Genomic DNA, 22,821 nt, shown 5'->3' on the forward strand with positions numbered 1-22,821 from the left:
CCGTTGGCCGACAAATCTCGGCATTATCATTCACTTGCCGAAACTGCAACGGCCGTCCAAATCAAGTGGATGTAAAGGTTCCGGCTTACAAGGTTGCTAAAATAGCTTCCAGCTCAGCCTGCACAGACTGCCCCTTATCTGCATTGTACCAGTTCTGTAGAGCTATTTTCTGCGTTTCGAAATCTGCATCGTCGGTTTTCAGCTTGTCAAACAACAGCTGGCACTCGGCAGGTCGGGGTCCCCAGGTTGCTAGGTCATTGCCTCCCGCGTCCCGGATAATGAGCTTCGGAATCGATTTGCTTCCGTTGGTAAGGTATTCGTTAATGCGGAACGGCGCTGAATCGCGCAATTCATACGTTACCGAAATCAAGGGGTTTTGCTGTGCGATCAACTGGATAAAGGGCACCGAATGCGCGGCATCTCCGCACCAGGGTTCGGTGATTATAATCCATTGTTGCGGGGTCGAAATACGACGAACGGCATCTAACACAGCCCCATAGAGTATCCCTTTCTTCAGCCACCGGTTCATCCGCGACCAATTGAGCTTGGTATAGTCGAGGTATGCGGGGTTATCATAAGGAGCTTGGGGGCTCTGGGCATGTAGTATGTCTTCGAATAAGCGTAAATACCGGGGAAAATCCATTTTCAATATATTTTTTCACAGTTGCGCAAAAATACATCGACCATCCGCTATTTGGGTCGCCCGAATGTCAAATAAAAGTGAATGCTGTATCTTTGTATCCCATGAATTTGCAGCTATACCCCATCGTCCCAAAGCTACGGCCTTACGTAAAGCTGATATGTACGATGGATTGCGATAACGAGGCAGATACCCATCATATACGTGTACTGCCGGATACCTGCGTAGAGGTTTTTATAAATTATACCGACACGCCCGTGGCTATTATTGGCAATGAACTGCACAAGCGCAGCATCGTAACCTTTAGGATGAGTAGGCCGATGGATGTGCAGATGCGTAAAGGATCGGGCTGCCTGGCTATTTGTTTTTTTCCAGGCATGGCTTATAAATTCTTTCGCCCGCCGATGCATATGTTGTCCGATACAACGACCGCATTGGAAGATATATGGACAGACTTGGCCGCAACAATAGAAGACAAACTGGCCAACGTTCAAAATAACAATGTGCGTGCAGCTATCGCACAGCAGCACCTGACAACGTTTTTAGCTGCTGGCCAGCACGATCAGCAGGTAGCTAATTGCCTCCAACAGGTCGAGCTTTTGGAAAAGCCACCAACCGTAAAACAACTTGCTGATAGCACCGGATTGAGCCAACGTCAGCTTTCACGTAGATTTCAACACGTTGTCGGTCTGTCACCCAAAGAGTACTTACGGGTTTACAGGTTTATACGGTCACTCCGGTATTTAAAAAACTACCCCGCCTCTTCACTTACAGAAATAGCCTATAAAAGCAGGTATTACGACCAAGCTCACTTCATCCGCGACTATAAAGATTATGCAGGCCACACACCCGGCGAGGTGGTACTGTCTCAACGTATTTTATACTGATGTCTGTTTTGTACAATCAACTAGGTTCCATATTCCACACCTTTGCGTAAAAACAAAAGCAAATGCGAAAAGTAATTTTAGGATTGGCCGTAACACTGGATGGTTACATTGAGGGCCCCAACGGCGAGTATGACTGGTGTTTTACCGATCAGGATTATGGGTTGACTGAATTTTTCTCCCGTATAGATGCTGTTTTCATGGGACGGAAGAGTTACGAGACTGCACAGGCATACGCCGAAGCCAATAATGGGCAATTGGCTCCCGGCATGCCGCCCGTAAAAACGTATGTTTTCTCCCAAACAGTAAAAAAAACAGCAGATGATGCGGTTCTTATATCGGAGGATGCGATGGCTGAAGCACGTAAAATCAAGCAACAACCCGGCAAAGACATTTGGCTGTACGGTGGTGCCTCGCTGACCGACGCCTTGATGAACGAGGGGCTGGTGGATGAGCTCTGGATGTCTGTGCACCCGCTATTGCTGGGAAGTGGCAAACCGCTCTTTCGCCCACAAAATAACCGCACGCAACTGACCCTCCTTGAGAGCAAAACGTACGAAACGGGGCTTGTATCGCTGAGGTATACCGTTTTGTAAAATCTTTCGGTCCTTTTCATATTTCGAACTGTGTCATTATATTGACATTAGTTCGTTCATCATTTTTTAAGAAAATACGATTACTTCTTGATCTAGGTTAATTTTCTTTTGAAGAATCCTATTTAATTTTGTTAGATTAACTGAGCAAAAAGTGAAACGATTCAGACTAGTTGAAACGTTGTCGTCAATATTAATAACTAAAAACCACAATATGGAAACGCACGAATATACGAACGGAGAAATCACCATCCTTTGGAAACCCAAGAAATGTATCCACGCGGGTGTTTGTGTCAGAACCTTACCCCAGGTCTATAATCCAAAGGGCCGGCCTTGGATCAAACCAGAAAAGGCAACAAGCGAGCAATTAATGGATCAGGTTACTCAATGTCCTTCTGGCGCGCTGAGCTTAAAGAAATAATGAAATTTAACTCAATCAATGATGGAAACAACAGAGGTAGTATTAGGCGGCAGGCACAGAGGAGAAATTGAACTCTTTTCCGATGGGAATAAAGCCGGAAAAATGGACATATCGATTTCGGGTAATAGGTTAACCGTTTATCATACGGAAGTGAACACCGCATATGAAGGGCGTGGCTTCGCAAAGTTACTGTTGGATAAACTTGTGTCCTATGCCCGGGAAAAAGGACTCATGATTGTTCCGCTCTGTCCGTATGTGCATGCGCAGTTCAAGCGCCATCCGCAAGCTTATACGGATGTGTGGGCTAAATAGGAAGCAACATGTCGGAAATCATCAACAACACGCAGAATTTGCGATTTGAAATCCATTTAGGAACCGAAGTTGCCTATCTGGAATACCGGTTCTATAAGAAGGATATTGCATTTATGCATACTTTCGTCCCGGAGGCGTTTAAGGGGAAGGGGATTGCTAGCCAACTGGCCCAGTATGCGTTTGCATATGCTAAAAGAGAAAAGAAACCGGTTATGGTTTATTGTCCCTTTGTGAGCAAATACGTTAAAGCACATCCAGCAGTAAAAGAGCAGCTAGATAAGGAATACCATAAAGGGTAAAACCCACGGCAGCTATTTTTAACGTTCTAAATTGAAAAAGTGCTCCGCACACCCTTTGTCAATCCAGCCACCACCAACTCATAGCTATGATCGATGAGCTTTGTGAGTTCGTGGTCACTCAATTCGCCGTTGCAAATCACTTCGTTCCAATGGCGTTTATTCATGTGATAGGCCCCCCGCACCGAATGCGGGTATTGGTCGCGCAAAGCAAGCGCACGTTCCGGATCGCACTTCGCGCTGAATGACAGCGGGTGACTATCCAATCCAGTGAGTAGAAACATCTTATTAGCCACCTTAAACACCAAGGCATCCGGCCCGAAGGGGCAACTCTCCGTAACGGCAGGCTTACTGAGGCAATAGTCTCGTAGTTGTTCGATATGCATCATACAAAGGTAAAAGTCAAAAGGTAAAAGTCAAAAGCTGAAGTCTACTACCTGAACAGGCTCTGATATCTGATGTCTCACAGCTACTATCTCACACCTAATAATGACACATTGTCATGCCTATATCATCTGTAACAGCCCCTTTTTCCTCATCTGCCTATAATTGGCATCAAACCTGCAATTGGCACAAGGCTTGTGTAAAGAATAAAAAGCAATTGATTTAATCATCAACGTAGAAAAGGAAATATAGATATGGCAAAAATTATTGGAATTGACTTAGGAACTACCAACTCTTGCGTAGCTGTGATGGAGGGGAATGAGCCGGTAGTCATCACCAACAACGAAGGAAAACGCACCACGCCTTCGATTGTGGCATTCGTAGAGAATGGCGAGCGTAAAGTGGGTGACCCAGCGAAGCGCCAAGCCATTACCAATCCGAAAAAGACCGTTTACTCCATCAAGCGGTTTATGGGAACCAACTACGACGAAGCTTCAAAGGAAGCGAAACGGGTACCTTATACGGTTGTAAAAGGCGACAATAATACACCTCGTGTGGAAATTGACGACCGCAAATACACACCACAGGAAATTTCTGCAATGATTTTGCAGAAAATGAAAAAAACTGCCGAAGATTTTCTCGGCCAAGAAGTAACGGAAGCCGTTATTACGGTACCTGCCTACTTCAACGATGCGCAACGTCAGGCTACAAAAGAGGCCGGAGAGATTGCGGGATTGAACGTAAAACGTATCATCAACGAACCTACCGCTGCTGCCTTGGCGTACGGATTGGACAAATCTAATAAGGATATGAAAATCGCAGTATTTGACTGCGGTGGCGGTACGCATGACGTATCGGTATTGGAGTTGGGTGACGGCGTATTTGAAGTAAAATCTACCGACGGCGATACACACTTAGGAGGAGATGACTTCGACCAGGTTATTATCGATTGGTTGAATGATGAATTTAAAAACGATAATAACGGCTTTGACTTAAGCAAAGATCCGATGGCGCTGCAACGGTTGAAAGAAGCCGCTGAAAAAGCTAAAATCGAACTTTCCAGCTCATCATCCACCGAAATCAATCTGCCATACATTACAGCAGATCAAACCGGCCCTAAACACTTGGTCCGTACCTTGAGCCGAGCTAAATTTGAGCAATTGGCAGATAGCCTGATTAAGCGCACCATTGATCCTTGTAAGTCGGCGTTAAAAAATGCTGGCTATTCACCAGCTGATATCGATGAAATTATCCTGGTGGGCGGTTCTACCCGTATCCCTGCCATTCAGGAAGCCGTTAAGAAATTCTTTGGCAAAGAGCCTTCAAAAGGTGTGAACCCCGATGAAGTGGTTGCTTTGGGAGCCGCGATTCAAGGTGGCGTTCTTACGGGCGAAGTGAAAGACGTGTTGTTGCTTGACGTAACTCCGCTTTCGTTGGGTATCGAAACAATGGGCGGTGTCATGACCAAGCTTATTGAATCGAATACAACGATTCCGACCAAAAAATCGGAAGTATTCTCCACAGCTTCAGACAATCAGCCTTCGGTGGAAATCCACATCTTGCAGGGCGAACGTCCTATGGCTTCTCAAAACCGTACAATTGGACGATTCCACTTGGATGGTATTCCGCCCGCTCCGCGTGGGGTTCCTCAAATTGAAGTCACGTTTGACATCGACGCCAACGGCATCCTGCATGTTTCGGCTAAGGATAAAGCGACCGGCAAGGAACAAAAAATCCGTATTGAAGCATCTTCCGGCTTGACCGACGATGAAATCAAGAAGATGAAGCAGGAAGCGGAAGCCAATGCTGAAGCCGACAAGAAAGCAAAAGAAGAAATCGATAAGCTGAATGCAGCTGATGCCTTGATTTTCTCTACCGAGAAGCAGTTGAACGAATACGGCGATAAGATCGGTGCCGACAAAAAGGCGCCTATTGAAGATGGTTTGAAGAAATTAAAGGATGCGTATGCAGCCAAAGATTTCACTGCCATCGACGCCGCGCAAGCAGAATTGCAAAACGCTTGGAATGCAGCTTCTGAAGACATGTACAAAGCGTCTCAGGAAGCATCTGCCAGTGGACAACCCGCAGCGGATGATGCAGGTCAACCGACTGGCAATTCCGGCGACGATGTAACCGACGTGGAATACGAAGAAGTAAAGGATAACGACAAGAAATAACTTAGAGTCGGAACTCCGAATAGCGTAAAACTAAAGCCCCGCTGAATTAAGTTCCGCGGGGCTTTTTATTAATTAAACAATAGCTCTTTTAAAACAATTTCTCCGGATATACTCCGTCGTTCACCAATTGGGCGATGCTCTCTTGCACAATGGGCTTATCATCGGGATACGTCACACCGAACCATTTCTGAGAAGTGGGCAGCACTTTAAACGTAGCCTTCCCTTGTTTGATGAGTTCATCTGCTACCTTGGGGATCAAAAATTCCGATTTCGGATTGGCTTCGTTTGCAGGCACAAACGCTTTGAACAGCTCTTCGCTTACACCAAAAATAGCCGGCGTAAAGCCCCAGAAATTCATCGATACCCGGCTGCTTCTGGGCAATTCGGTCTCCACACCATCTTCTTCAAAGAAAATACGTTTTTCGCCATCCACCTCCTTAAAGTAAACCTTCAACCGTTCGTTGATTTCGGTCATGTTGCCCTCGTCATCCACGTTACATACGCCCCGCGATACTGAGCCATGTTCAGATAATGTTTTATCTATCTGATAGCCCATCAACGAAAATTTATCGTCAGTAACTTCCTCGGTCAAGAACTTTGCCATCTTCTCAAACGCCTCGTAGCCATAAAAATCATCCGCGTTGATCACACAAAACGGTTCGTTGATCTGATTGCGTGCCGATAGTACGGCGTGGGCCGTACCCCAGGGCTTAGAGCGCTCAATCTCCTTATCGATACCAAAGGATGTCAAATCATAGCTTTGGTACACATAATCCGTTTCGATTTTACCCGCCAGTTTCGGCTCGAAAATCTCTTTGAATTTGTCCGCAAATTCTTCCCGGATAATAAAGCTTACTTTTCCAAATCCGGCCCTAATCGCATCGTAGATGGAATAGTCGATAATCGTTTCGCCATTCGGCCCGAACGGATCAATCTGCTTCATGCTTCCATAGCGGCTAGCCATCCCGGCTGCAAGAATCAACAAAGTGGGTTTACTCATTACTGAAAATTATAGTTATCAAAATTAACATTCCTGAAACAGCCAAACTTAGCTAAATTCAACCTATTCTTCGCTGCAAATATGCAATTTCCATACCAGCTCAGCGCCTTCTGCGAAACATTGCCGTCAATAATCCGTTGGCGAGTTTGGCGAGCAACTTGGTTCCTTCACGCGCGAGTGTAGTCGTTGCTGCTTTCTGCGCGGCCTCCAATGGAGTTTGCCGTGTACTGCGTCGCGACTTACCACTCGCTCTTGTTTTCGCTTCAACTTCACGGGCTTCCTTAGCCGCATGGGCCTGTACTTTCTCGTCCAGAATTTCAGAGGCGCTCCTCCGCTCTACTGCTTGATGATATTTAGCATAAAAGGGCGAGGCGCTCACCAGCTGATTATAGGTCTGCGCATCGACGGGCCCCATCACGGCGCGAGGTGGTATGAGGTGGGTAGCCACCACCTCCGTGGGGATTCCTTTATCATTAAGCACCGTGATGAGCGCTTGCCCGGTGCCCAACGAGGTAAGTACCCGGTCGATTTCATAAAATTCGGAGCGCGGATAGGTTTTCACCGTTTTACGCAATGCCTCGGCATCGTTGGGTGTAAACGCCCTTAATGCGTGCTGCACGCGGTTGCCCAGCTGTCCCAATACACTTTCGGGGATATCAGTAGGGGCTTGTGTGCAAAAGAAAATGCCTACCCCCTTGGAACGGATCAGCCGCACAATTTGCTCTACTTGCGTAAGAAACGCTTTCGGCGCATCCTTGAACAACAGATGGGCCTCCTCAAAGAAAAACACCAGCTTCGGCTTATCGAGGTCACCCACCTCAGGCAGACTTTTGAACAGTTGTGCCAGCAGGCTCAGCAGGAACGTGGAGAATAAAACAGGTTGGTCTTGGATATCCGAAATATTCAACAGACTGATCACCCCCTTCCCGTCCACACGTCCAAACAGGTCGTTGATATCGAATTCCCTTTCGCCGAAAATATCTGACACATCCTGCTGCTCCAGTGCCACCAGTTTACGCAATATGGTTCCCGAAGTGCTGCCGCTGATGCGGCCGTAGCTATCCTTGATCTCTTCGGCTCCAGGGCCATCCGTAAGATAGGTGAGCAGCTTCTTTAGATCCGTGAAGTCGACCAGTGGCAACTTGGTATCTTCTGCATATTTGAATACTGCAGCCAGCACACCGGTCTGCGTATCATTCAATTCAAGGATCCGCCCTAGCATCACGGGACCGAAATCTTCTACCGTAAGCCGCATGGGGTTACCCACCTTGCCGCTCAGTGAAAACAGCTCAACGGGAAAGCCGGAAGGCTCAAAGGGCCACTCCAATGCTTCACCCCTTTCGACCAGGGCTGAATTGGATTCGCCCGGCTGATGCAGTCCGGAAAGGTCGCCCTTCACGTCCAACAGGAAGACCGGCACCCCTGCATCCGAAAGCTGTTCAGCGATCAATTGTAAAGTGCGGGTTTTTCCCGTTCCCGTGGCCCCGGCAATTAAGCCGTGCCGATTCATCATCTTCAGGGCGAGGTTTACTTTGGCTGGGGCGACTATTTCCCCATCAAGCAGTCCTGCACCAAGGAAAATAAAAGCCCCCTTGGGGTTGTAGGAGGCGACTATTTTTTCGATAAAAATGGATTGGTTTCCCATAACGTATGTAGCAAAACAGGGGTGAAGCTACACACTTCGGAATATAATTCCAAACCAAAGATTTGCACATCAATTTCTCAAAACATGTTCCATTGCTTGTTTTACACTGCCATGTTCTAATAAAATCAGTTTTGCCTCATTATAGTCAGCAATTCCGGTCTTTTCCATCAGCATTCGTACCGCTCGGTCGGTGATCTTGACATTAATCAACGCAACATTGACCATGCTGTTATCTTCCACCCTGCCCAATTGGATCATCGTGGTGGTACTGATCATGTCAAAAATCATCTTCTGCGCCGTACCACACTTCATACGTGTGCTGCCGGTGATAAATTCCGGACCGGTAACAACTTCCACAGGGAACGTCGAGGCCGCAGCAATGGGCGAATCCGGATTGCTGACAATACAACCCGTGGTAATACCATGCTCCTTGCATTGTTGCAGGGCCGCCAATACAAAGGGCGTGGTACCGCTTGCCGAGATACCTACGACGATGTCGCCGGAAGTAACATCCGCTACCTGCAACTTTTCCCAGGCCTCTTTTGTATCGTCTTCCCTCTCTTCCAATGCATCCGCCAATCGATCGATCCCGCCGGCCAAAATCACGTTGAATACCCCTTTAGCAACCCCGTAGGTGGTTGGAAGCTCAATGACGTCCAATACGGAAAGCCTGCCACCACTACCCGCACCTACGTAAAACAGCCGCCCTCCGGCGCTGACTTTCCCCACAATCGCTTTGATCAGCTGGCCAATCTGCGGCAGGGCCTGCTGTATCTGAACAGCAACCGACTGATCTTCTCGATTCATCAGATCGATAAGTTCATCGACTGATTTCTTTTCCAGATGCCTGTACACAGACGGGCTTTCCGTAATTCTCAAATCCATGTATTCCCTTTTTTTATGCTTTCGCAATTTGCTTCGCGTACTTTTGGATTTTCCGTATCGCCTCAGCGATCTGTTCCATGTTTTCTCGCGTTCCGAGCAACATGGTCTGGAAAAACCACAACGACTGTTCACCGGTTAATGTGTCATTCTGCGGACATTGATTACGTTCCAACCATTCTTTCATGGCTTTCTCACCATACATACGTAGGTAGTGCGAATTTGAGGCTAGCCCGGTCACATACGCATCGCGGTTCATTTGCCCATATCCCGGGTCACAGGGAATTCCCTCCGCATTTAGGGCGTCCACAAATTTACCGCGGCTCAGGCCGTGAAAATGTTCTTTCAGGTAGCGGAACATATACAGGTGGTAGGCGCTCCGTGTCGTACCTGGATACCATTTTGCCGGTTCTATACCCGGGATATCGGCCAATAGCTCGGTCAGGTAGTTCGCGTTTTCCGTTCTCGTTTCCACCTGCCGCTGCAAGCGCGTCATCTGTGCCAATAACAGACTACCCTGAAACTCAGTAAGCCTCAGGTTTGTGGCGCGCGTACCCAAACCGGTACCGTAAGACGTACCGGTGCCACCCTGCCCCTGATTGTGGAAGGTATAACATGTACGTGCGAAACCTGCATCGTTGGTCAGGACGGCCCCACCTTCTGCACAATTCAGGTTTTTGGATGACTGGAAGCTGAATGCGCCAGCCAATCCGAAGTTGCCCACCTTTTTGCCCTTCCATTCCGCAAGGTGCGCCTGGCAGGCATCTTCGATGATTGGAATACCTGTCTTTTCGCCCAGTCGCATAAGCGCATCAATATCTGCCGGCGTACCGCCGATATGCACTGGCATGATAGCTTTCGTCTGGGCTGTTACCGCAGCTTCTGCCTTTTTAACATCCATCTGGAATGTTTCGATATCCGTATCCACTAAGATCGGCAATGCATAGTTGAGCACCACTACATTGTAGGTAGCAATGAAGGTATATACCGGAATTACCACTTCATCCCCCGGACCGATACCCAATGCACCCAGGATCGTCGTTAGTGCTGCCGTACCACTGGACACCCCGAGGCAATGGCTGGCTCCATTGAGGTCGGCGTATGTCTTTTCGAACTCCGCCAGTATCGGGCCGTCTAAGCGTCCCCACTTACCGCTTTTTAGCACGGAGATCAAGGCCTGCTCTTCCGTAGTATCAAAGACGGGCCATGATGCAAAACCCGCTGTATAGGCTTTTTCGCCACCCAGAATAGCAGGTTTACCATCTTGAAGACCGGCAAATGACCATTGAGGAAGGCCTCCAAACGCTGCACCTGCTCCAGCCATGGCGGCAATCCCAATGAAGCCCCGGCGATTGAACTTGTTCTTCATAACATTTATTATTTACTTAAATGGGTGTATTACTTACAGGGTATTTGGATGCGCGAATTATGCATGATTTTAAACAACATAAACGCATAATTCATGCAAATATAAATTTAAACACAACTTATCCAAACAAAAATGCGCTTTTAAAAAGCAGCGGATAACTTTTGCGCAAAAAACAAGCAAACAATAGCACGCCATTTGCATCGACGGATCGTATGCATTATGTTTGCCCGTAAGTTGCGTATTAAAGCAAGGGTCATCTTACATGAGAAAAGACAAACGTCAGGCTTTTATTTTACGGGAAGTAAATCTACACAATAAAGTTCTTGCGGTGGATCTAAGTGAGCAGCTCAACGTTTCGGATGACACCATTCGCCGCGACATTAAAGAAATGGCTACGGAAGGTAAAATCATCCGGATACATGGGGGCGCTGTCAGTAAATCCTTTGTTACGCCTTTCAATGCAGACCATATTGTATACGCAGTAGCTGCCAAAGCGCATATTGCGCGAAAAACCTTATCGTTGATCAAAAACAGCATGGTTATCCTTACAGAAGGGGGCACTACCATGCTTGAGCTCGCGAAGGCTATTCCCACCACACTGAAAGCTACTTTCATTACCATTAGTCCGCAAGTCGCGATCACACTTGCCCAGCACGAAAGCCTTGACGTGATCGGCATCGGAGGGAAACTGACAAAAAACGCGAACCTCCACATCGGTGCGAGCGTTGTCAATCAACTTGCAGGTTTAAAAGCAGATCTGTGCATCTTGGGGGCCAATGCATTTTCATCCGAAGAAGGGCTGACAGATCTGGATTGGGAAGTGGTACAGGTAAAGAAAGCACTCATCCGATCGGCAAAGAAAGTAGCGGTCATCAGCATTTCCGAGAAGCTGAATACGGTTAAATGGCTGAATATCTGCCCAGCTAATCAGGTGGATTACCTGATCACGGAGCTGGACCCGACAGATCAACTCCTGAGTCCCTTTACACAGAAAAACATTAAAATTCTTTAACAATGCCCTCAGCGAGCGGTTGTGGGACCTAGTACGGTCAACTTCCCACGTTCGTCAATTCGCATTTCGTCGATGAACACCAGCCGTTCATCGCCGGTCTTCTGCGTACGCCCGTGATATACACACAACATCCGGCCATCCGGCAGGAAAACCACACTGTTATGGCCGGTTCCGGTCACGTCACCCTCTTTTGCCGTATTTTTTTCCAATACTGGGTTAGTTGAAGACTTGGTATATGGACCCAACGGATTTTTTGCCGTAGCATACCCCACGGCATAATTCTCTCCTGCAAAGTGATTGGCCGAATACATCATGTAATAAGTATCGTCATGCTTGAACGTAAACGAACCCTCCGTCCACCGACGGTTCACCTCGCGACTGGTCACCGAGCGGCTTTCCCATTCGGCTTGCGCATCAGCTAACTTGACCGGTGGCCGCAGCAATAGCACCGGCTCACCGATTGTGCCCGAAAAATCCGGTTTCAATTCTATCCCGTATACCCAGCTTTCCTCGATTTCATCAAACCAACCTTGTTGCTTTGCCCAATCGGCCACCTCGCTCTTTACGGCGTGCTTATAGCAGCAACGGGAATAGTAGAGAAAGATACGACCGTCTTCCGCAAAGTAAACATTCGCATCGATGATCGGGTATCCGGGATCGAAGACCGGACGGCTTTGCAGGTCGATAAATGGACCTGTGGGCTTGTCGGCCACCGCAACGCCAATACGAAAGTTTTCCAGTTCCTTACCGGGATTGTGTTTCCATTGCGCGCTGTAGAATAGATAAAACTTGCCATTATGCGCGTATACTTCCGGCGCCCAGTATGCTCCGCCCCACGCTGCAGTAGAATCACTCCAGCCATTTTGATTACTGGCATGATAAACCTGGCCTTCGTTCTTCCAGTTAGCCAGATCGGTAGAGGAATAGGCCGCAAAACCGTTCTTGGCGCCTCCCCCCGTGCCATATAGATAATAGCGTTCCGTTGCATCGTCATAGATGACATACGGATCGCCGAAGGCGATATTCAGTGGATTGTTGAACGATTTGGCTATTTCTTGTGCGCCGGTTACAACCGGTAAAATAAAGGTAAAAAGAACAACTATCGCAGTAGGCAAGTTCATGGTTTTATTTCGTTGTCGTTGTCAATTCGTTAACGTAATGGAGGAGGATGTGGAAAGCCGGCGCCGCCATGGCTCCATGGTCAAAACCATCCAATTCGTATAAATGGACATTTTGGTGTCCTACCACCTTCATCATCCGGTAAAAGTAGGCGTTTTCCTCGTATCTACCGAGCATTTCCATTTCGCGATCGCCCGTGATCAGTACCAGCGGGGGAGCATCGTTACGCACATGGTACAGCGGAGCCAATTCATCCACAATGGGCTGCGTATCTTTTATCCCACGTTCTGCCCGTACTGTCATGTGCGTGATGGCATGGCCACTGAAATCGATAACTCCTGCCAATTTATCTGCATCCTCGCCATACTGCTGTAGCCAGGACGTATCAAGTCCGACCATTGCGACCAGATACCCGCCAGCCGAATGGCCGGAAATGAAAATTTTACTTGGATCGCCACCATATTCTCCGATATGCTTGAACGTCCACGCAATGGCTGCGGCAGCGTCATCAATATACGCCGGTGCCTTTACTTTCGGGCTTAGCCGGTAATTGACCGCCACCACTGCAATTCCTTTTTCCTTCAATTCCTGCGGGATAAACTTTTCCCCGCCAGTGATCCCTCCGCCATGGAACCAAACCACCGTAGGGTAGTCTTTCTTATTTTCGGGATAATAGACATCCAATACACAACGTTCAACTGCATAGGCGTCGTCGCTATTTTCCGATCTATACCTCATGTTCTCAATGAGTTGATAGGTTAGGGAATTGGCAGTTTGCTGTGCATGTGCAGCAGACATGAATGCGATTAGGCACAAGCCTACCACCAAGCGGTAACGTATTTTTTTCTTTTTGACCATATCAATCTTCTTCGCCCTATTAATGCTGGAGTTGCTAAAGTACACAATGCCGATGAAACCCGGAAACGCGTTGGGTGCATCCACAAAAGCAACCTAGTGACGCGGACTCTGCGGACGCGCAGGCATCGGTACGGGATGCCGTGCCAGAATGACTTGAAGCGTCTTCCGTACTTCCGGTCGTTCGTTAGCGATATTTCTCACCTCCATCGGCCCATCTTGATAATCGTACAGCTCGTATTGCGGGGTCTCTGTGGCATTACCGATTTTCTGCCATTCCACCAGCCGGTAGCGATCGGTTCGGATCGCCCTTCCCAAACGACCTCCCCGCGGGAAGCAATGGTAAGCATGATCCCGGATCCTGGCTTCCGGATCCTTGAGTACAGGCGCCATGCTCAGGCCATCAAACGGCTGCGGCACCTGCGGAACAGGCAAACCGGCGAGTTCAACCAACGTAGGGTAGATATCCACCGTTTCAGTAAGCTGCGCCGTATGGGTACCTGGCTGTCCGACGCCGGGTGCGGAGATGATCAACGGTATATGATTCGCCAGCTCATAATTGACGTGCTTGGTCCACATGCCCATCTCACCGAGCAGGTAACCGTGGTCGCCCCAAAGCACCACAATGGTGTTGTCATCGAGCCCCAAAGCTGCCAATTCATCCAGCACCTTGCCAATTTGGGCGTCCACATAGCTTACGCCCGCATAATAGCCATGTATTAATTTACGAGTGAGGCTGTCTGTAAAAGGTTCCTCCGTGACCTTTTCCGGAATTGGAGCATACTGGTCAATCTCCGTACCGTATTTCACTGCATAGGGAGGTGCTCCCTCCGGCCGCACCGTGCGACCCGGTAGAGGTAACCGATCTTCGTCATACAGATCCCAGTACTTTTGAGGCACTGAGAACGGAAGATGTGGCCTGGCAAACCCGACAGCAAGGAAAAAGGGCTGATCAGGCTGCGATTTCAAGTCCCGTAGCCGCTCAACCGCCCGCTGCGCGACACGGCCATCGGCATACGCATCGTCGGCAACATCAGGCGATTCCCAAGCAAGACCACGAGGTAATCCCTGGGCAAGCTGGTTCGAAAATAATGCTTCCTCACGTGTGAATCCCTCCTTCTTGCTTTCGGGGTCTACATACTCAATCACCAGTTCCTTATGATGTGGTACGCTCCAAGAGTCTTGATCGGCATAGGTGTTGTGACCAATATGGAACACTTTGCCCATGGATTCGGTACGATAACCATGTTGCTTAAAATACTGAGGCAAAGTTACTGCATCGGGATAATAGTCGCGGAAATTTTGTCCAAACCCATAAATTCCGGATGAAGAAGACCGACTACCCAACAGCAGATTGAACCGCGATGGTGCACATACCGCCTGGTTGGCATAAGCCCTATCAAAACGCATCCCCTTGGAAGCAAACCGGTCGATATGCGGCGTCAGCGCAGTCGCGTCTCCGTAAGTGCCTAATGCGGGCCGCAAGTCATCCACCAAGATCAGCAATACGTTCGGTTTATCAGGCTTGCTTGCCATGGCACAGGAAATACCCGCCAATAGCGCAAAACCAACCGCACCTAGTGCGGTTAGCTTCTTAAATCCTGCATTCCTTCTTTTCATATTTGCTATATTCATGTTTATTGCCGCGGCTAACTTACCAAACACGTTCATCGCCATCATTTTTAGAACACATACGGAGCCACAGGTCCTTTTGCTTTACCACGATTTTTATTCGGAGCGTTTAAATCCTCTGGCCCGGTTTCATAATCTCCCTGTACCTCCCGCGTTGTTTTCATTTGTGCCCGGAAACGCTCCAGGATATCACTATACTTAGGATCAGCTGCGAGATTCACCTGCTCCCAAGGGTCAGCACCGATGTCGTAAAGTTCTTCTTCCGGACGATGATGGTATCGCCACAGCACAGCGGCAGCATGCGGATCACGGAACGACTCAATGCGCCAGGATGGCCAGTATTCCCGCCCGCCATCGTGATCTGTCGCCCTATCCATGTGGGTTGTATAGCGTATTTCCGGTGCAAGATTTAAAATGTATTTATACCGGTCAGTGCGTAACATGCGCATGGGTGCACGGTTCATCAAGCGATCTCCCGTATGGGAAGCAAAAACTGTGTCGCGGTGCTTTACCCCTGGGTCTTTCAATACCGGCAGAAAGCTTTTGCCATCAACGTCCTTGGGCGGCATACCATTGGCAATCTCCACCATCGTTGGCAAAATGTCCACTTGAGATACCAGCGCATCCGTCCGGCTCCCTGCTTTGACGTATCCGGGCCACCTTACCATAAAAGGGACTTGGATACCGTAATCGTATAATCCCCATTTTCCGAATGCCCACTGTGGCCCTTGGTCGGCGGTAAACATCAAGATGGAATTAGCTGTCATTCCATGCTTATCCAACAGGTTCATCAACGTACCTAAATTCGTATCCATTTTGGTCACGTCGGTATAGTACCTCGCCCTGGCTTTTCGGGTTTCTTCGGTATCAATGTGAATCGGTGGAATATCTACCTCATCGGGCCTATAAATCGGCTTCTCAGGCCAAATCACATGCGGACTGTGGTCTGCCACGATTAATACAAACGGCTTGTCCGGCTTCTGTGTTCCGAGCCACTTGTCCACCGGCGCCAAAATCAAATCGTAATGTAACCCCGGGGTGTTTTCAAAGCCCGGTTCGGGCGCGTTGGTTCCGGCGATGCGCTCAAAAGGAAACACTTCCTGCGGGCCGACATGGAGTTTGCCGGCAATGGCCACGCGATAACCCAACGCTGATAGCCGCTGCACCATGGAAGACATACCTTCCCCGACCCCCGAATGATTGCCGTGTGCACCATGCCTCATCGGATACATGGCAGTAAATAGCGAACTGCGGGAAGGGCCACACGTTGGGGAAGCGGCGAAGGCCTTGTCGAATACCAAGGATTCGCGGCTCAATTTATCCAGGTTGGGTGTGCGGACAACGTGGTTTCCATACGGCCCAATATCCCGGACCGCCAAGTCATCCCCAATGAATATCACCATATTGGGGAGCGAAGCTCTCTCTTGCCCATAAACAACCGACAACCAGCATATAAACCACACAAAAAGAGCCATAGGATTAGGGGATTATGGGAGTTAATATCACATCATCGATCCAGCATTCATCTCCTTCCTTAAGCGCTCCCACTTCAACAGACAATCGATAGAACCCATCCTGTGGAATCGGGTTGCTTTCTTCTGCGTTGGAAGTGGATTCGCCGGTCGCCATCCACCGTTGGTCGAGCAAGCGTGTGCCAAGGTCATTGGCGTTATAAATACAAACCGGAAACGACAGCGAATTATTGGCTTTGCACGTTAGGCCGATCCGAAACCGCTCTCCCTGCTTTGCATAAAAGCGCCAACTTAACACCAAATCTGCGGGGGCCGCACCATCTTCATACAGCTTGATATATGCGGCATTTTTCCCCGTGAGCTGCCCGGTCGTGTCGATGGAAACCATCCCGATTGCCGGGTGAACCCCCTGTATTTTCCACCCACCCAGATTGGCATCGAAGCTGCCATTGATCATACGGGTATAGTCGTGCTGACGCTCTCCATAATCTCGAGTATCCATCGGCAATGCACCGATATCTCGCGCCCAATCCTCCCATGCATCATAGAGAGTATCCAGCAACTTCTGATGATCGGCAGCCACGTTAGTTGCCTCAACCGGATCCCTTTCCATATCGTAAAGCTCCAAGGCATCGCGGCTGAAGGCTTGCCCGATCGGGGTTTTAGCAACCATTTTCCACCTGCCGTCGCGCACCGCGATGTTGGCTTCATGTTCCCAAAAAATCTTTCTTCGGTCGGCACTCGCGCCGCGGAATTGGGGGAGCAGACTGCGGCCCTGCATGGGCAGTATTTCATGACCGTTGTAGGTGTCTGGATAAGTAGCTTCCGCGAGGTCTACACAGGTAGCCATGATATCTATAAGATGTCCATAGTCTCTGGCAAACCCGTTGTGAAGCGTCTTTTCAATCCCTTTGGGCCAATGTGCAATCATGGGTGTGGCAATCCCGCCCTCGTGGGTGTAATGTTTATATTCCCGGAAGGGGGTACTGCTCAAATTTGCCCAATTGATCCGATAGCTCTCAAACGTATTCGCATCGGTACCATTCACGGTCTTGTGTATCCCGCTGCTTATAAATTCAGCGCAGGCACCGTTATCACTTACGAACAAAATAACGGTCTGCTCATACAGCCCCTGTCGCTTCAGCTCATCGACAATCCGCCCGATCCCTTGATCCATGATATCGACCTGTGCAGCGTAGATGGCCATGCGTTCTGCCATTTCGGCTTGCTTTTCTCCACCGAGATGGTCCCATGCGGGGACAGTGGTATCGCGCGGAGACAGCACTGTCTCCGGACCGAATAACCCTATTTTCTGCTGCCGATGGAACCGGGCAACCCGCAGTGCATCCCATCCTTGCCGATAGCGCTGTCGGTATTTTTCGATTTCGTGTTCCAACGCGTGCAGCGGCCAGTGGGGAGCGGTGTAGGCCACATACATAAAAAACGGAGTTTCTGCAGACGTGGTAACATGTTTCCGGATATAGGAAACGCTGGTATCACTGATCGCCTCGGTGAGGTAAAAACCATCGGGTGCGGGATACGGCGTATTACCACTGTAAACTGTGGGTGTGAAATAGTTAGCTCCCCCGGGTATGATACCGAAATATCGGTCAAAGCCACGTTGCAACGGCCAGGTGTCCACGACCTGTCCCTCGATATGCCGCTCATTGGTAAGGTGCCATTTGCCCGTCATGTATGTGCGATAACCGGCCGACCGGAGCACTTCCGCAATCGTAACGCTCTTCGTATTCAGTTCTCCCTGGTATGCAGCGGTACCCATGTCTGCTGCAGCCATCCATCCCATACCCGCTTGGTGAGGGTACAGCCCCGTCATCAAGGCAGCCCGCGAGGGGCAGCAACGGGCGGCACTATAAAACTGCTTGTACCGCAGGCCACCGCTTGCCAGCCCATCCAGCGCAGGCGTCTCGATCTCTCCACCATAGCACCCCAGATCCGAAAATCCCAAGTCGTCTGCCATGATCAATACAATGTTAGGACGATGTTTTGTTTGTGCAAAACCAACGGAAAACATGCCGAAGAATGCAACGATCCATCCAGCCCAAATAATTCGCAATAGCTTTATAATCAACATCAGCGTTTGAGGTTAGTTAACAATTACGCCTACCGCTGCATGAGCGCATCAATCAACCGGTGGATTCGCCCGGCCGGCGGTCAGTTCCGGCAGATACGTCCTCCAAGTAATGAGTTTATTCCGCAGCTCCTTGACGATGTCTGGCTGTGCCTCGGCAAGATCAGTCGTTTCATAGCGATCCTGCTCCATGTCATACAGTTCAGGGTCATTCTTGTGGTAATCGATGAGCAGCTTCCACTTCCCAGATCGGATGGCCAGATTGGGACTCCGGTCTTTCCCCTGCGGATAATTAAAAGCATAATCATTTCTGCCATATTCCCAATACATATCCTTATCCCGCGAAGCGGGTGTACCCAACCATACGGCTGCTCGGTCTTCACCATCGCCTTTGTAATTGGCTGGCAGTTCAGCCGAGGCAATACCAGCCAATGTCGGAAATAAATCGGTTGAATTCAGCACAGAGATACTATCGGTACCACCTGCACGCACCCGGCCGGGCCAACGGACAATAAACGGCATGCGTATTCCACCCTCGTACAGGGAGAGTTTAGTACCCCGCAACCCACCTGCACGGCTACCCCGAAAGCTGGGTAATGGCCCATTATCGCTCGTGAAAATCACAAGGGTATTTTCAGCCACGCCCAGTTCTTCCAGTCCATCAAATAAGCGCCCCAGCTGCCGGTCAAATTCCGCCAAGACAAGCTTGAAAGTAGCTTCTTCCGCAGGGTCCATCGGAAATTCCCCCTGTTGCCGCTGGTTTTCCTCCGGCACCCATGGCGTATGCATATCATCCGGCCACAGGTTCACAAAGCAGGGCGTACCCCGATGACGCCGCAAAAAATCGAGCGTCTTATCCACGAAATAAGCCGTGCGATTCCAACGCTTTACACTGTCTACCTCCGACCAAATCCAATCCGTAGCGGTCAGTGCCGGATCTGGCTCCGGACTTTCGTACGTACTGGCATGCTCGTCAAACCCGTATTTTTTAAATTTCGGGGCATTTTTTATATCCCTTCCGCCTCCCATGTGCCATTTTCCGAAATGCCCCGTTGCATAACCCGCATCTTTCAGCACCCTGGCCAGGGACGGTGCATGTACGTTGAGGTAGTTGGCCTGTTCAGCTAACTCATTGCTCCGCCTGTTGTTGAGGAATGTGGTAAAATTCCATTCCGAAGGAAACATGCCGGTCAGAATACTCGTGCGCGAGGGGCTACAAATCGGCGAAGCGCTGTAGTATTGGGTAAACCGGGTGCCTTCCTGGGCAAAGCGATCCAGCCGTGGTGTGGGCACAAAATTGCCACCGAATGCACCAATATCACTGAAACCCATGTCATCGGTCAAGATGACAATAATGTTGGGTTGCTCCTGAGCCCAAGCCGAACTTCGTATTAGCAACCCAACCAATAAGAGACCGAAACCAATTGCGTTCGTACTTTTCATACCACAAGAAACGTATTTAACCCCAACAGTCAAAATGGGATTAACGCAATTTCACTACCTGCGAATAGATCGCTTGATCTTTGCCAACCGGCCTCACGCCTACCCGCGCAAATAAAGGTGCACCCGCATTGAAATCTCCATTACCCGATAAATCCACCGATTGGGTAATCGTGGTACCCGCTTCAGGATCGCTTAGATCTTCCCGAACGATGTATACCACATCATCTACGAACGCCGTTTTACTTACTAATATCATGGCATAATCAACAGCGCCATCTTCTACCACTTGATCAATCTGGAAAGAAGCGCTCAGCGCATTTCCATTTAACGCTAATGAGACATCAGACAACGTAAAATAAGGCGTGACTTCAATATCCACGTTGGTCGTACCCCGCAGATCAACCACGGTCGTATCCCGGTCGTTTACCCAGGGTCCATTGTTATCCCGGGTCACCAATTTATATTCACCGTCAAATAATGTGGCTTCAAAGGTACCGTCCTGCGCTACGTAAACCGGAATGGGATTCCGTAATTCGTACCCATCCTGATAAAGTTGCAACTGCACGGCTTCTCCGGTCCCCCTTACGCCAAGCGCTTCCCCGTTGTAGGTAACCCGCCCGAAAAGCTTCGACTGGGGTTCATCGTAGTTATCGAATCCGCAACCACCGGCCATCAGTGCCAGTGGCAGCAATACAATCCATATCTTCTTCATAATCATTCGATCGTTAAGTTTTTCTTACTGGAACGGATTTAATACGATCCGCGGATTGGCATTCTGCCAGGCGAGATCGATAAAATTATAATAATTACGCAGCTGGAAAAAACGTGGAAACGGAGAGTTACTGAATGGCCGTCTATCAAACACATATTTTCCATCATTGGGCGTGCCCGGCGCCACGACGAGGTAAGGGAATAAGGCATATTGGGTAGCCGTGGGATTATTTTGTACACCATTCCACACGATATGGGCGCGCCGCCAGCGCTTCAGGTCCCAGTACCGGTGATCCTCAAAGGCAAATTCCACGCGCCGTTCCCGGATAATGTCGTCGAGGGTCATCGATTCCAACGGCTGGATGCCCGCCCGTTCACGGATCTGATTCAGGTAATCCAGCGCGACTGACTGCTGTCCCAGCTCCAATGCGGCTTCGGACGCAATCATCAATGCTTCAGCAAATCGCAATCTTGGGAACCACATTTCACTGTTCCGCCCCCGGGTGGACGCTCCCTGTGCCTCGTCCAAGAATTTTCGGAAGAAGAATCCGGTTTTATTAATAAACTGTTCATTGGAATTATTCGGGCCATTGGTGGATGTGATCAACCGGCCCTCGTCATCCTCGTCTCCCGGCTGGCTTGTCCGGGTTTGCCACGATCCGTTGTTCCAGATTTTCTGGCCTGCCTGGAGGATGACCGGTTCTCCCTTAAAGAGTGCCCCCGGCACAATGACAGAGCCGCCCAAACGCGCATCCTTATTCGCAAATGCGTCTTCAAGGTTATCGTAAAAAATGTAGTCACCATTGACATCCCGGATGTGTATGGTTCCGTCGCGGTCATCGGTATATTCAAAAGCCTCCACCAGGTTCAAAATCGGGCCCGCATACGCCCGGTCAATGTCTTCGGCATGGGAGCCCGGAATATTAACCCTTGTAAATCCGGTCTGTTGCCCGGCTCCTGGATAGATGTGATCCCGTGCCCAGATTACTTCGCTGTTACTCACTTTGACACTGAGGGCCTCATAGAAGTTACGTTCCAGGTTGCCCGGTTGGGTCATGTTCAGCTGATAGGGGCTGTTATTAATGATGTCCTCGGCGGTAGTCAGCGCCGTTTGGTAATATCCTTCCGTCAATTCCGCCGGAATACCAACTTCGCCGCCGGCTGTCCGGATGGGGCTGGGCATTTTGTTATTGTAATTGGCCAACGATCCGGCATAAATGGCAGCACGTGCTTTCAACATCAATGCAGCCCATCGATTTGCACGTGCGGCATTGATGGTCGGCTGATCGGATAAAAACTCCGCAATCGCATCACATTCGGAAATGATGTAATCGTATAAACCCGCTTCGGTAGACCGGGGATATTGCAGGGCAGTCACATCCATTCCCACCTCATAATCAAAAACTTCGTCGCCTACAATGGGCATCCCTCCCATTCCGCGGCACATGTTGAAATAGACCCAGGCACGCAAAAACCGGGCTTCGCCCTCGTAAGCGAGTTTATCTCCTTCTTCGAGGGCGCTGCTAGCACGTAATCCTTCCAAAAATTGGTTAATGTTCCGGATTAATTCATAGTCATAGACCCGCCACAATGTATTGCTATAGTCCTGAATGTTATCCGGTCCGCCGTCGGATTTACCCGCCTCATCCAATATGGTGTATTGATACGAATCATTAATGTGCTGTCCCCACATCACCCGGCCATAAAAATTGGCCAGTACCGATTGGATCAGCGCTGGATCCGCAAACACCTGTTCATCATCAAAAATCCGATCCGGTTCCCGGTCAAGGAAATCGGAACAGCTGTTGAATGCGGTCATCAGACACGCAAGCAACACCGTTTTAACTGTCGTTATGATTGACTTTTTCATCTTATTCTTTCTTTA

Annotated in this window: 21 protein-coding genes; 7 read left to right on the forward strand and 14 right to left on the reverse strand. The window is 49.3% G+C overall.

Annotated elements, in window-relative coordinates; all coding sequences use genetic code 11:
• Positions 1-85: 85 nt before the first annotated feature.
• Positions 86-643, reverse strand: coding sequence for a thioredoxin family protein (locus BMZ56_RS15175; RefSeq protein WP_090628141.1), 558 nt, complete (start codon positions 641-643; stop codon positions 86-88).
• Between the two features lie 164 nt (positions 644-807).
• Between BMZ56_RS15175 and BMZ56_RS15180 the strand changes: the two genes are divergently transcribed.
• From BMZ56_RS15180 to BMZ56_RS15200, 5 genes are all read left to right on the forward strand, one after another.
• Entirely contained in the window at positions 808-1,527 is a 720-nt protein-coding gene (locus BMZ56_RS15180) for an AraC family transcriptional regulator (RefSeq protein ID WP_256213834.1), read from the forward strand.
• A 62-nt stretch (positions 1,528-1,589) separates the two neighbouring features.
• Positions 1,590-2,120 (forward strand): dihydrofolate reductase family protein, encoded by a 531-nt coding sequence (locus tag BMZ56_RS15185; protein WP_090628144.1) that lies wholly within the window; start codon positions 1,590-1,592, stop codon positions 2,118-2,120.
• A gap of 211 nt (positions 2,121-2,331) precedes the next feature.
• Positions 2,332-2,538 carry a (4Fe-4S)-binding protein gene (locus tag BMZ56_RS15190; protein WP_090628146.1) on the forward strand — a complete coding sequence of 69 codons (207 nt, stop codon included), beginning with the start codon at positions 2,332-2,334 and terminating at the stop codon, positions 2,536-2,538.
• Positions 2,539-2,556: 18 nt separating this feature from the next.
• Positions 2,557-2,850, forward strand: coding sequence for a GNAT family N-acetyltransferase (locus BMZ56_RS15195; RefSeq protein ID WP_245893253.1), 294 nt, complete (start codon positions 2,557-2,559; stop codon positions 2,848-2,850).
• 8 nt (positions 2,851-2,858) lie between these two features.
• A complete protein-coding gene (locus BMZ56_RS15200) occupies positions 2,859-3,149 on the forward strand; it encodes a GNAT family N-acetyltransferase (RefSeq protein ID WP_090628148.1) in 291 nt (96 codons plus the stop codon).
• 26 nt (positions 3,150-3,175) lie between these two features.
• Here BMZ56_RS15200 and BMZ56_RS15205 read toward each other — a convergent pair whose 3' ends face one another.
• A complete protein-coding gene (locus BMZ56_RS15205; protein ID WP_317048194.1) occupies positions 3,176-3,535 on the reverse strand; it encodes an MmcQ/YjbR family DNA-binding protein in 360 nt (119 codons plus the stop codon).
• A 249-nt stretch (positions 3,536-3,784) separates the two neighbouring features.
• On the opposite strand from BMZ56_RS15205, the gene dnaK reads away from it, so the two are divergent.
• Positions 3,785-5,707, forward strand: a complete 1,923-nt coding sequence (gene dnaK / locus BMZ56_RS15210; RefSeq protein WP_090628151.1) for a molecular chaperone DnaK — start codon at positions 3,785-3,787, stop codon at positions 5,705-5,707.
• 88 nt (positions 5,708-5,795) lie between these two features.
• Here the strand turns inward: dnaK and BMZ56_RS15215 are convergent, their stop codons facing one another.
• The 4 genes from BMZ56_RS15215 to BMZ56_RS15230 form a co-directional block, all read right to left on the reverse strand.
• Positions 5,796-6,707, reverse strand: coding sequence for a nucleotidyltransferase family protein (locus BMZ56_RS15215; RefSeq protein WP_090628152.1), 912 nt, complete (start codon positions 6,705-6,707; stop codon positions 5,796-5,798).
• Positions 6,708-6,807: 100 nt separating this feature from the next.
• Positions 6,808-8,352 carry a helicase HerA-like domain-containing protein gene (locus BMZ56_RS15220; protein ID WP_090628155.1) on the reverse strand — a complete coding sequence of 515 codons (1,545 nt, stop codon included), beginning with the start codon at positions 8,350-8,352 and terminating at the stop codon, positions 6,808-6,810.
• A gap of 69 nt (positions 8,353-8,421) precedes the next feature.
• Positions 8,422-9,237 carry an N-acetylmuramic acid 6-phosphate etherase gene (locus BMZ56_RS15225; RefSeq protein WP_090628156.1) on the reverse strand — a complete coding sequence of 272 codons (816 nt, stop codon included), beginning with the start codon at positions 9,235-9,237 and terminating at the stop codon, positions 8,422-8,424.
• Positions 9,238-9,250: 13 nt separating this feature from the next.
• Positions 9,251-10,603: a DegT/DnrJ/EryC1/StrS family aminotransferase gene (locus BMZ56_RS15230; RefSeq protein ID WP_090628158.1), complete on the reverse strand. Its 1,353-nt coding sequence runs from the start codon at positions 10,601-10,603 to the stop codon at positions 9,251-9,253.
• 262 nt (positions 10,604-10,865) lie between these two features.
• Here BMZ56_RS15230 and BMZ56_RS15235 point away from each other — a divergent pair, with 262 nt between their 5' ends.
• Positions 10,866-11,615, forward strand: a complete 750-nt coding sequence (locus BMZ56_RS15235; RefSeq protein WP_090628160.1) for a DeoR/GlpR family DNA-binding transcription regulator — start codon at positions 10,866-10,868, stop codon at positions 11,613-11,615.
• An 8-nt stretch (positions 11,616-11,623) separates the two neighbouring features.
• On the opposite strand, the gene BMZ56_RS15240 is transcribed toward BMZ56_RS15235, so the two are convergent.
• The 8 genes from BMZ56_RS15240 to BMZ56_RS15275 form a co-directional block, all read right to left on the reverse strand.
• A complete protein-coding gene (locus tag BMZ56_RS15240; RefSeq protein ID WP_090628161.1) occupies positions 11,624-12,736 on the reverse strand; it encodes a glycoside hydrolase family 43 protein in 1,113 nt (370 codons plus the stop codon).
• Between the two features lie 4 nt (positions 12,737-12,740).
• The gene (locus BMZ56_RS15245) at positions 12,741-13,592 is read right to left on the reverse strand and encodes an alpha/beta hydrolase (protein ID WP_317048195.1); all 852 of its coding nucleotides are present in this window, start codon (positions 13,590-13,592) and stop codon (positions 12,741-12,743) included.
• Positions 13,593-13,685: 93 nt separating this feature from the next.
• Positions 13,686-15,209 (reverse strand): sulfatase, encoded by a 1,524-nt coding sequence (locus BMZ56_RS15250; protein WP_177195164.1) that lies wholly within the window; start codon positions 15,207-15,209, stop codon positions 13,686-13,688.
• Positions 15,210-15,271: 62 nt separating this feature from the next.
• Complete coding sequence (locus BMZ56_RS15255; RefSeq protein ID WP_177195165.1) at positions 15,272-16,624, reverse strand: sulfatase family protein; 1,353 nt, start codon at positions 16,622-16,624, stop codon at positions 15,272-15,274.
• Between the two features lie 76 nt (positions 16,625-16,700).
• Positions 16,701-18,785, reverse strand: coding sequence for an arylsulfatase (locus BMZ56_RS15260; protein ID WP_090628165.1), 2,085 nt, complete (start codon positions 18,783-18,785; stop codon positions 16,701-16,703).
• Positions 18,786-18,833: 48 nt separating this feature from the next.
• On the reverse strand, positions 18,834-20,225 hold the full coding sequence (locus BMZ56_RS15265; protein WP_090628166.1) for a sulfatase family protein: 1,392 nt from the start codon (positions 20,223-20,225) through the stop codon (positions 18,834-18,836).
• 40 nt (positions 20,226-20,265) lie between these two features.
• Positions 20,266-20,937, reverse strand: coding sequence for a DUF3823 domain-containing protein (locus tag BMZ56_RS15270; protein WP_090628452.1), 672 nt, complete (start codon positions 20,935-20,937; stop codon positions 20,266-20,268).
• Between the two features lie 24 nt (positions 20,938-20,961).
• Positions 20,962-22,806, reverse strand: a complete 1,845-nt coding sequence (locus BMZ56_RS15275; protein WP_090628168.1) for a RagB/SusD family nutrient uptake outer membrane protein — start codon at positions 22,804-22,806, stop codon at positions 20,962-20,964.
• Positions 22,807-22,821 lie beyond the last annotated feature (15 nt).

This window comes from Parapedobacter indicus (genome assembly GCF_900113765.1).
In the GTDB taxonomy this organism is placed as follows: Bacteria; Bacteroidota; Bacteroidia; order Sphingobacteriales; family Sphingobacteriaceae; genus Parapedobacter; species Parapedobacter indicus.

Excerpts from the sequence above, each read along its gene's own strand:
- BMZ56_RS15175 (WP_090628141.1), bottom strand. The coding sequence starts at position 643 with ATGGATTTTCCCCGGTATTTACGCTTATTCGAAGACATACTACATGCC.
- BMZ56_RS15180 (WP_256213834.1), top strand. The coding sequence starts at position 808 with ATGGATTGCGATAACGAGGCAGATACCCATCATATACGTGTACTGCCG.
- BMZ56_RS15185 (WP_090628144.1), top strand. The coding sequence starts at position 1,590 with ATGCGAAAAGTAATTTTAGGATTGGCCGTAACACTGGATGGTTACATT.
- BMZ56_RS15190 (WP_090628146.1), top strand. The coding sequence starts at position 2,332 with ATGGAAACGCACGAATATACGAACGGAGAAATCACCATCCTTTGGAAA.
- BMZ56_RS15195 (WP_245893253.1), top strand. The coding sequence starts at position 2,557 with ATGATGGAAACAACAGAGGTAGTATTAGGCGGCAGGCACAGAGGAGAA.
- BMZ56_RS15200 (WP_090628148.1), top strand. The coding sequence starts at position 2,859 with ATGTCGGAAATCATCAACAACACGCAGAATTTGCGATTTGAAATCCAT.
- BMZ56_RS15205 (WP_317048194.1), bottom strand. The coding sequence starts at position 3,535 with ATGATGCATATCGAACAACTACGAGACTATTGCCTCAGTAAGCCTGCC.
- dnaK (WP_090628151.1), top strand. The coding sequence starts at position 3,785 with ATGGCAAAAATTATTGGAATTGACTTAGGAACTACCAACTCTTGCGTA.
- BMZ56_RS15215 (WP_090628152.1), bottom strand. The coding sequence starts at position 6,707 with ATGAGTAAACCCACTTTGTTGATTCTTGCAGCCGGGATGGCTAGCCGC.
- BMZ56_RS15220 (WP_090628155.1), bottom strand. The coding sequence starts at position 8,352 with ATGGGAAACCAATCCATTTTTATCGAAAAAATAGTCGCCTCCTACAAC.
- BMZ56_RS15225 (WP_090628156.1), bottom strand. The coding sequence starts at position 9,237 with ATGGATTTGAGAATTACGGAAAGCCCGTCTGTGTACAGGCATCTGGAA.
- BMZ56_RS15230 (WP_090628158.1), bottom strand. The coding sequence starts at position 10,603 with ATGAAGAACAAGTTCAATCGCCGGGGCTTCATTGGGATTGCCGCCATG.
- BMZ56_RS15235 (WP_090628160.1), top strand. The coding sequence starts at position 10,866 with ATGAGAAAAGACAAACGTCAGGCTTTTATTTTACGGGAAGTAAATCTA.
- BMZ56_RS15240 (WP_090628161.1), bottom strand. The coding sequence starts at position 12,736 with ATGAACTTGCCTACTGCGATAGTTGTTCTTTTTACCTTTATTTTACCG.
- BMZ56_RS15245 (WP_317048195.1), bottom strand. The coding sequence starts at position 13,592 with ATGGTCAAAAAGAAAAAAATACGTTACCGCTTGGTGGTAGGCTTGTGC.
- BMZ56_RS15250 (WP_177195164.1), bottom strand. The coding sequence starts at position 15,209 with ATGAAAAGAAGGAATGCAGGATTTAAGAAGCTAACCGCACTAGGTGCG.
- BMZ56_RS15255 (WP_177195165.1), bottom strand. The coding sequence starts at position 16,624 with ATGGTGATATTCATTGGGGATGACTTGGCGGTCCGGGATATTGGGCCG.
- BMZ56_RS15260 (WP_090628165.1), bottom strand. The coding sequence starts at position 18,785 with ATGTTGATTATAAAGCTATTGCGAATTATTTGGGCTGGATGGATCGTT.
- BMZ56_RS15265 (WP_090628166.1), bottom strand. The coding sequence starts at position 20,225 with ATGAAAAGTACGAACGCAATTGGTTTCGGTCTCTTATTGGTTGGGTTG.
- BMZ56_RS15270 (WP_090628452.1), bottom strand. The coding sequence starts at position 20,937 with ATGAAGAAGATATGGATTGTATTGCTGCCACTGGCACTGATGGCCGGT.
- BMZ56_RS15275 (WP_090628168.1), bottom strand. The coding sequence starts at position 22,806 with ATGAAAAAGTCAATCATAACGACAGTTAAAACGGTGTTGCTTGCGTGT.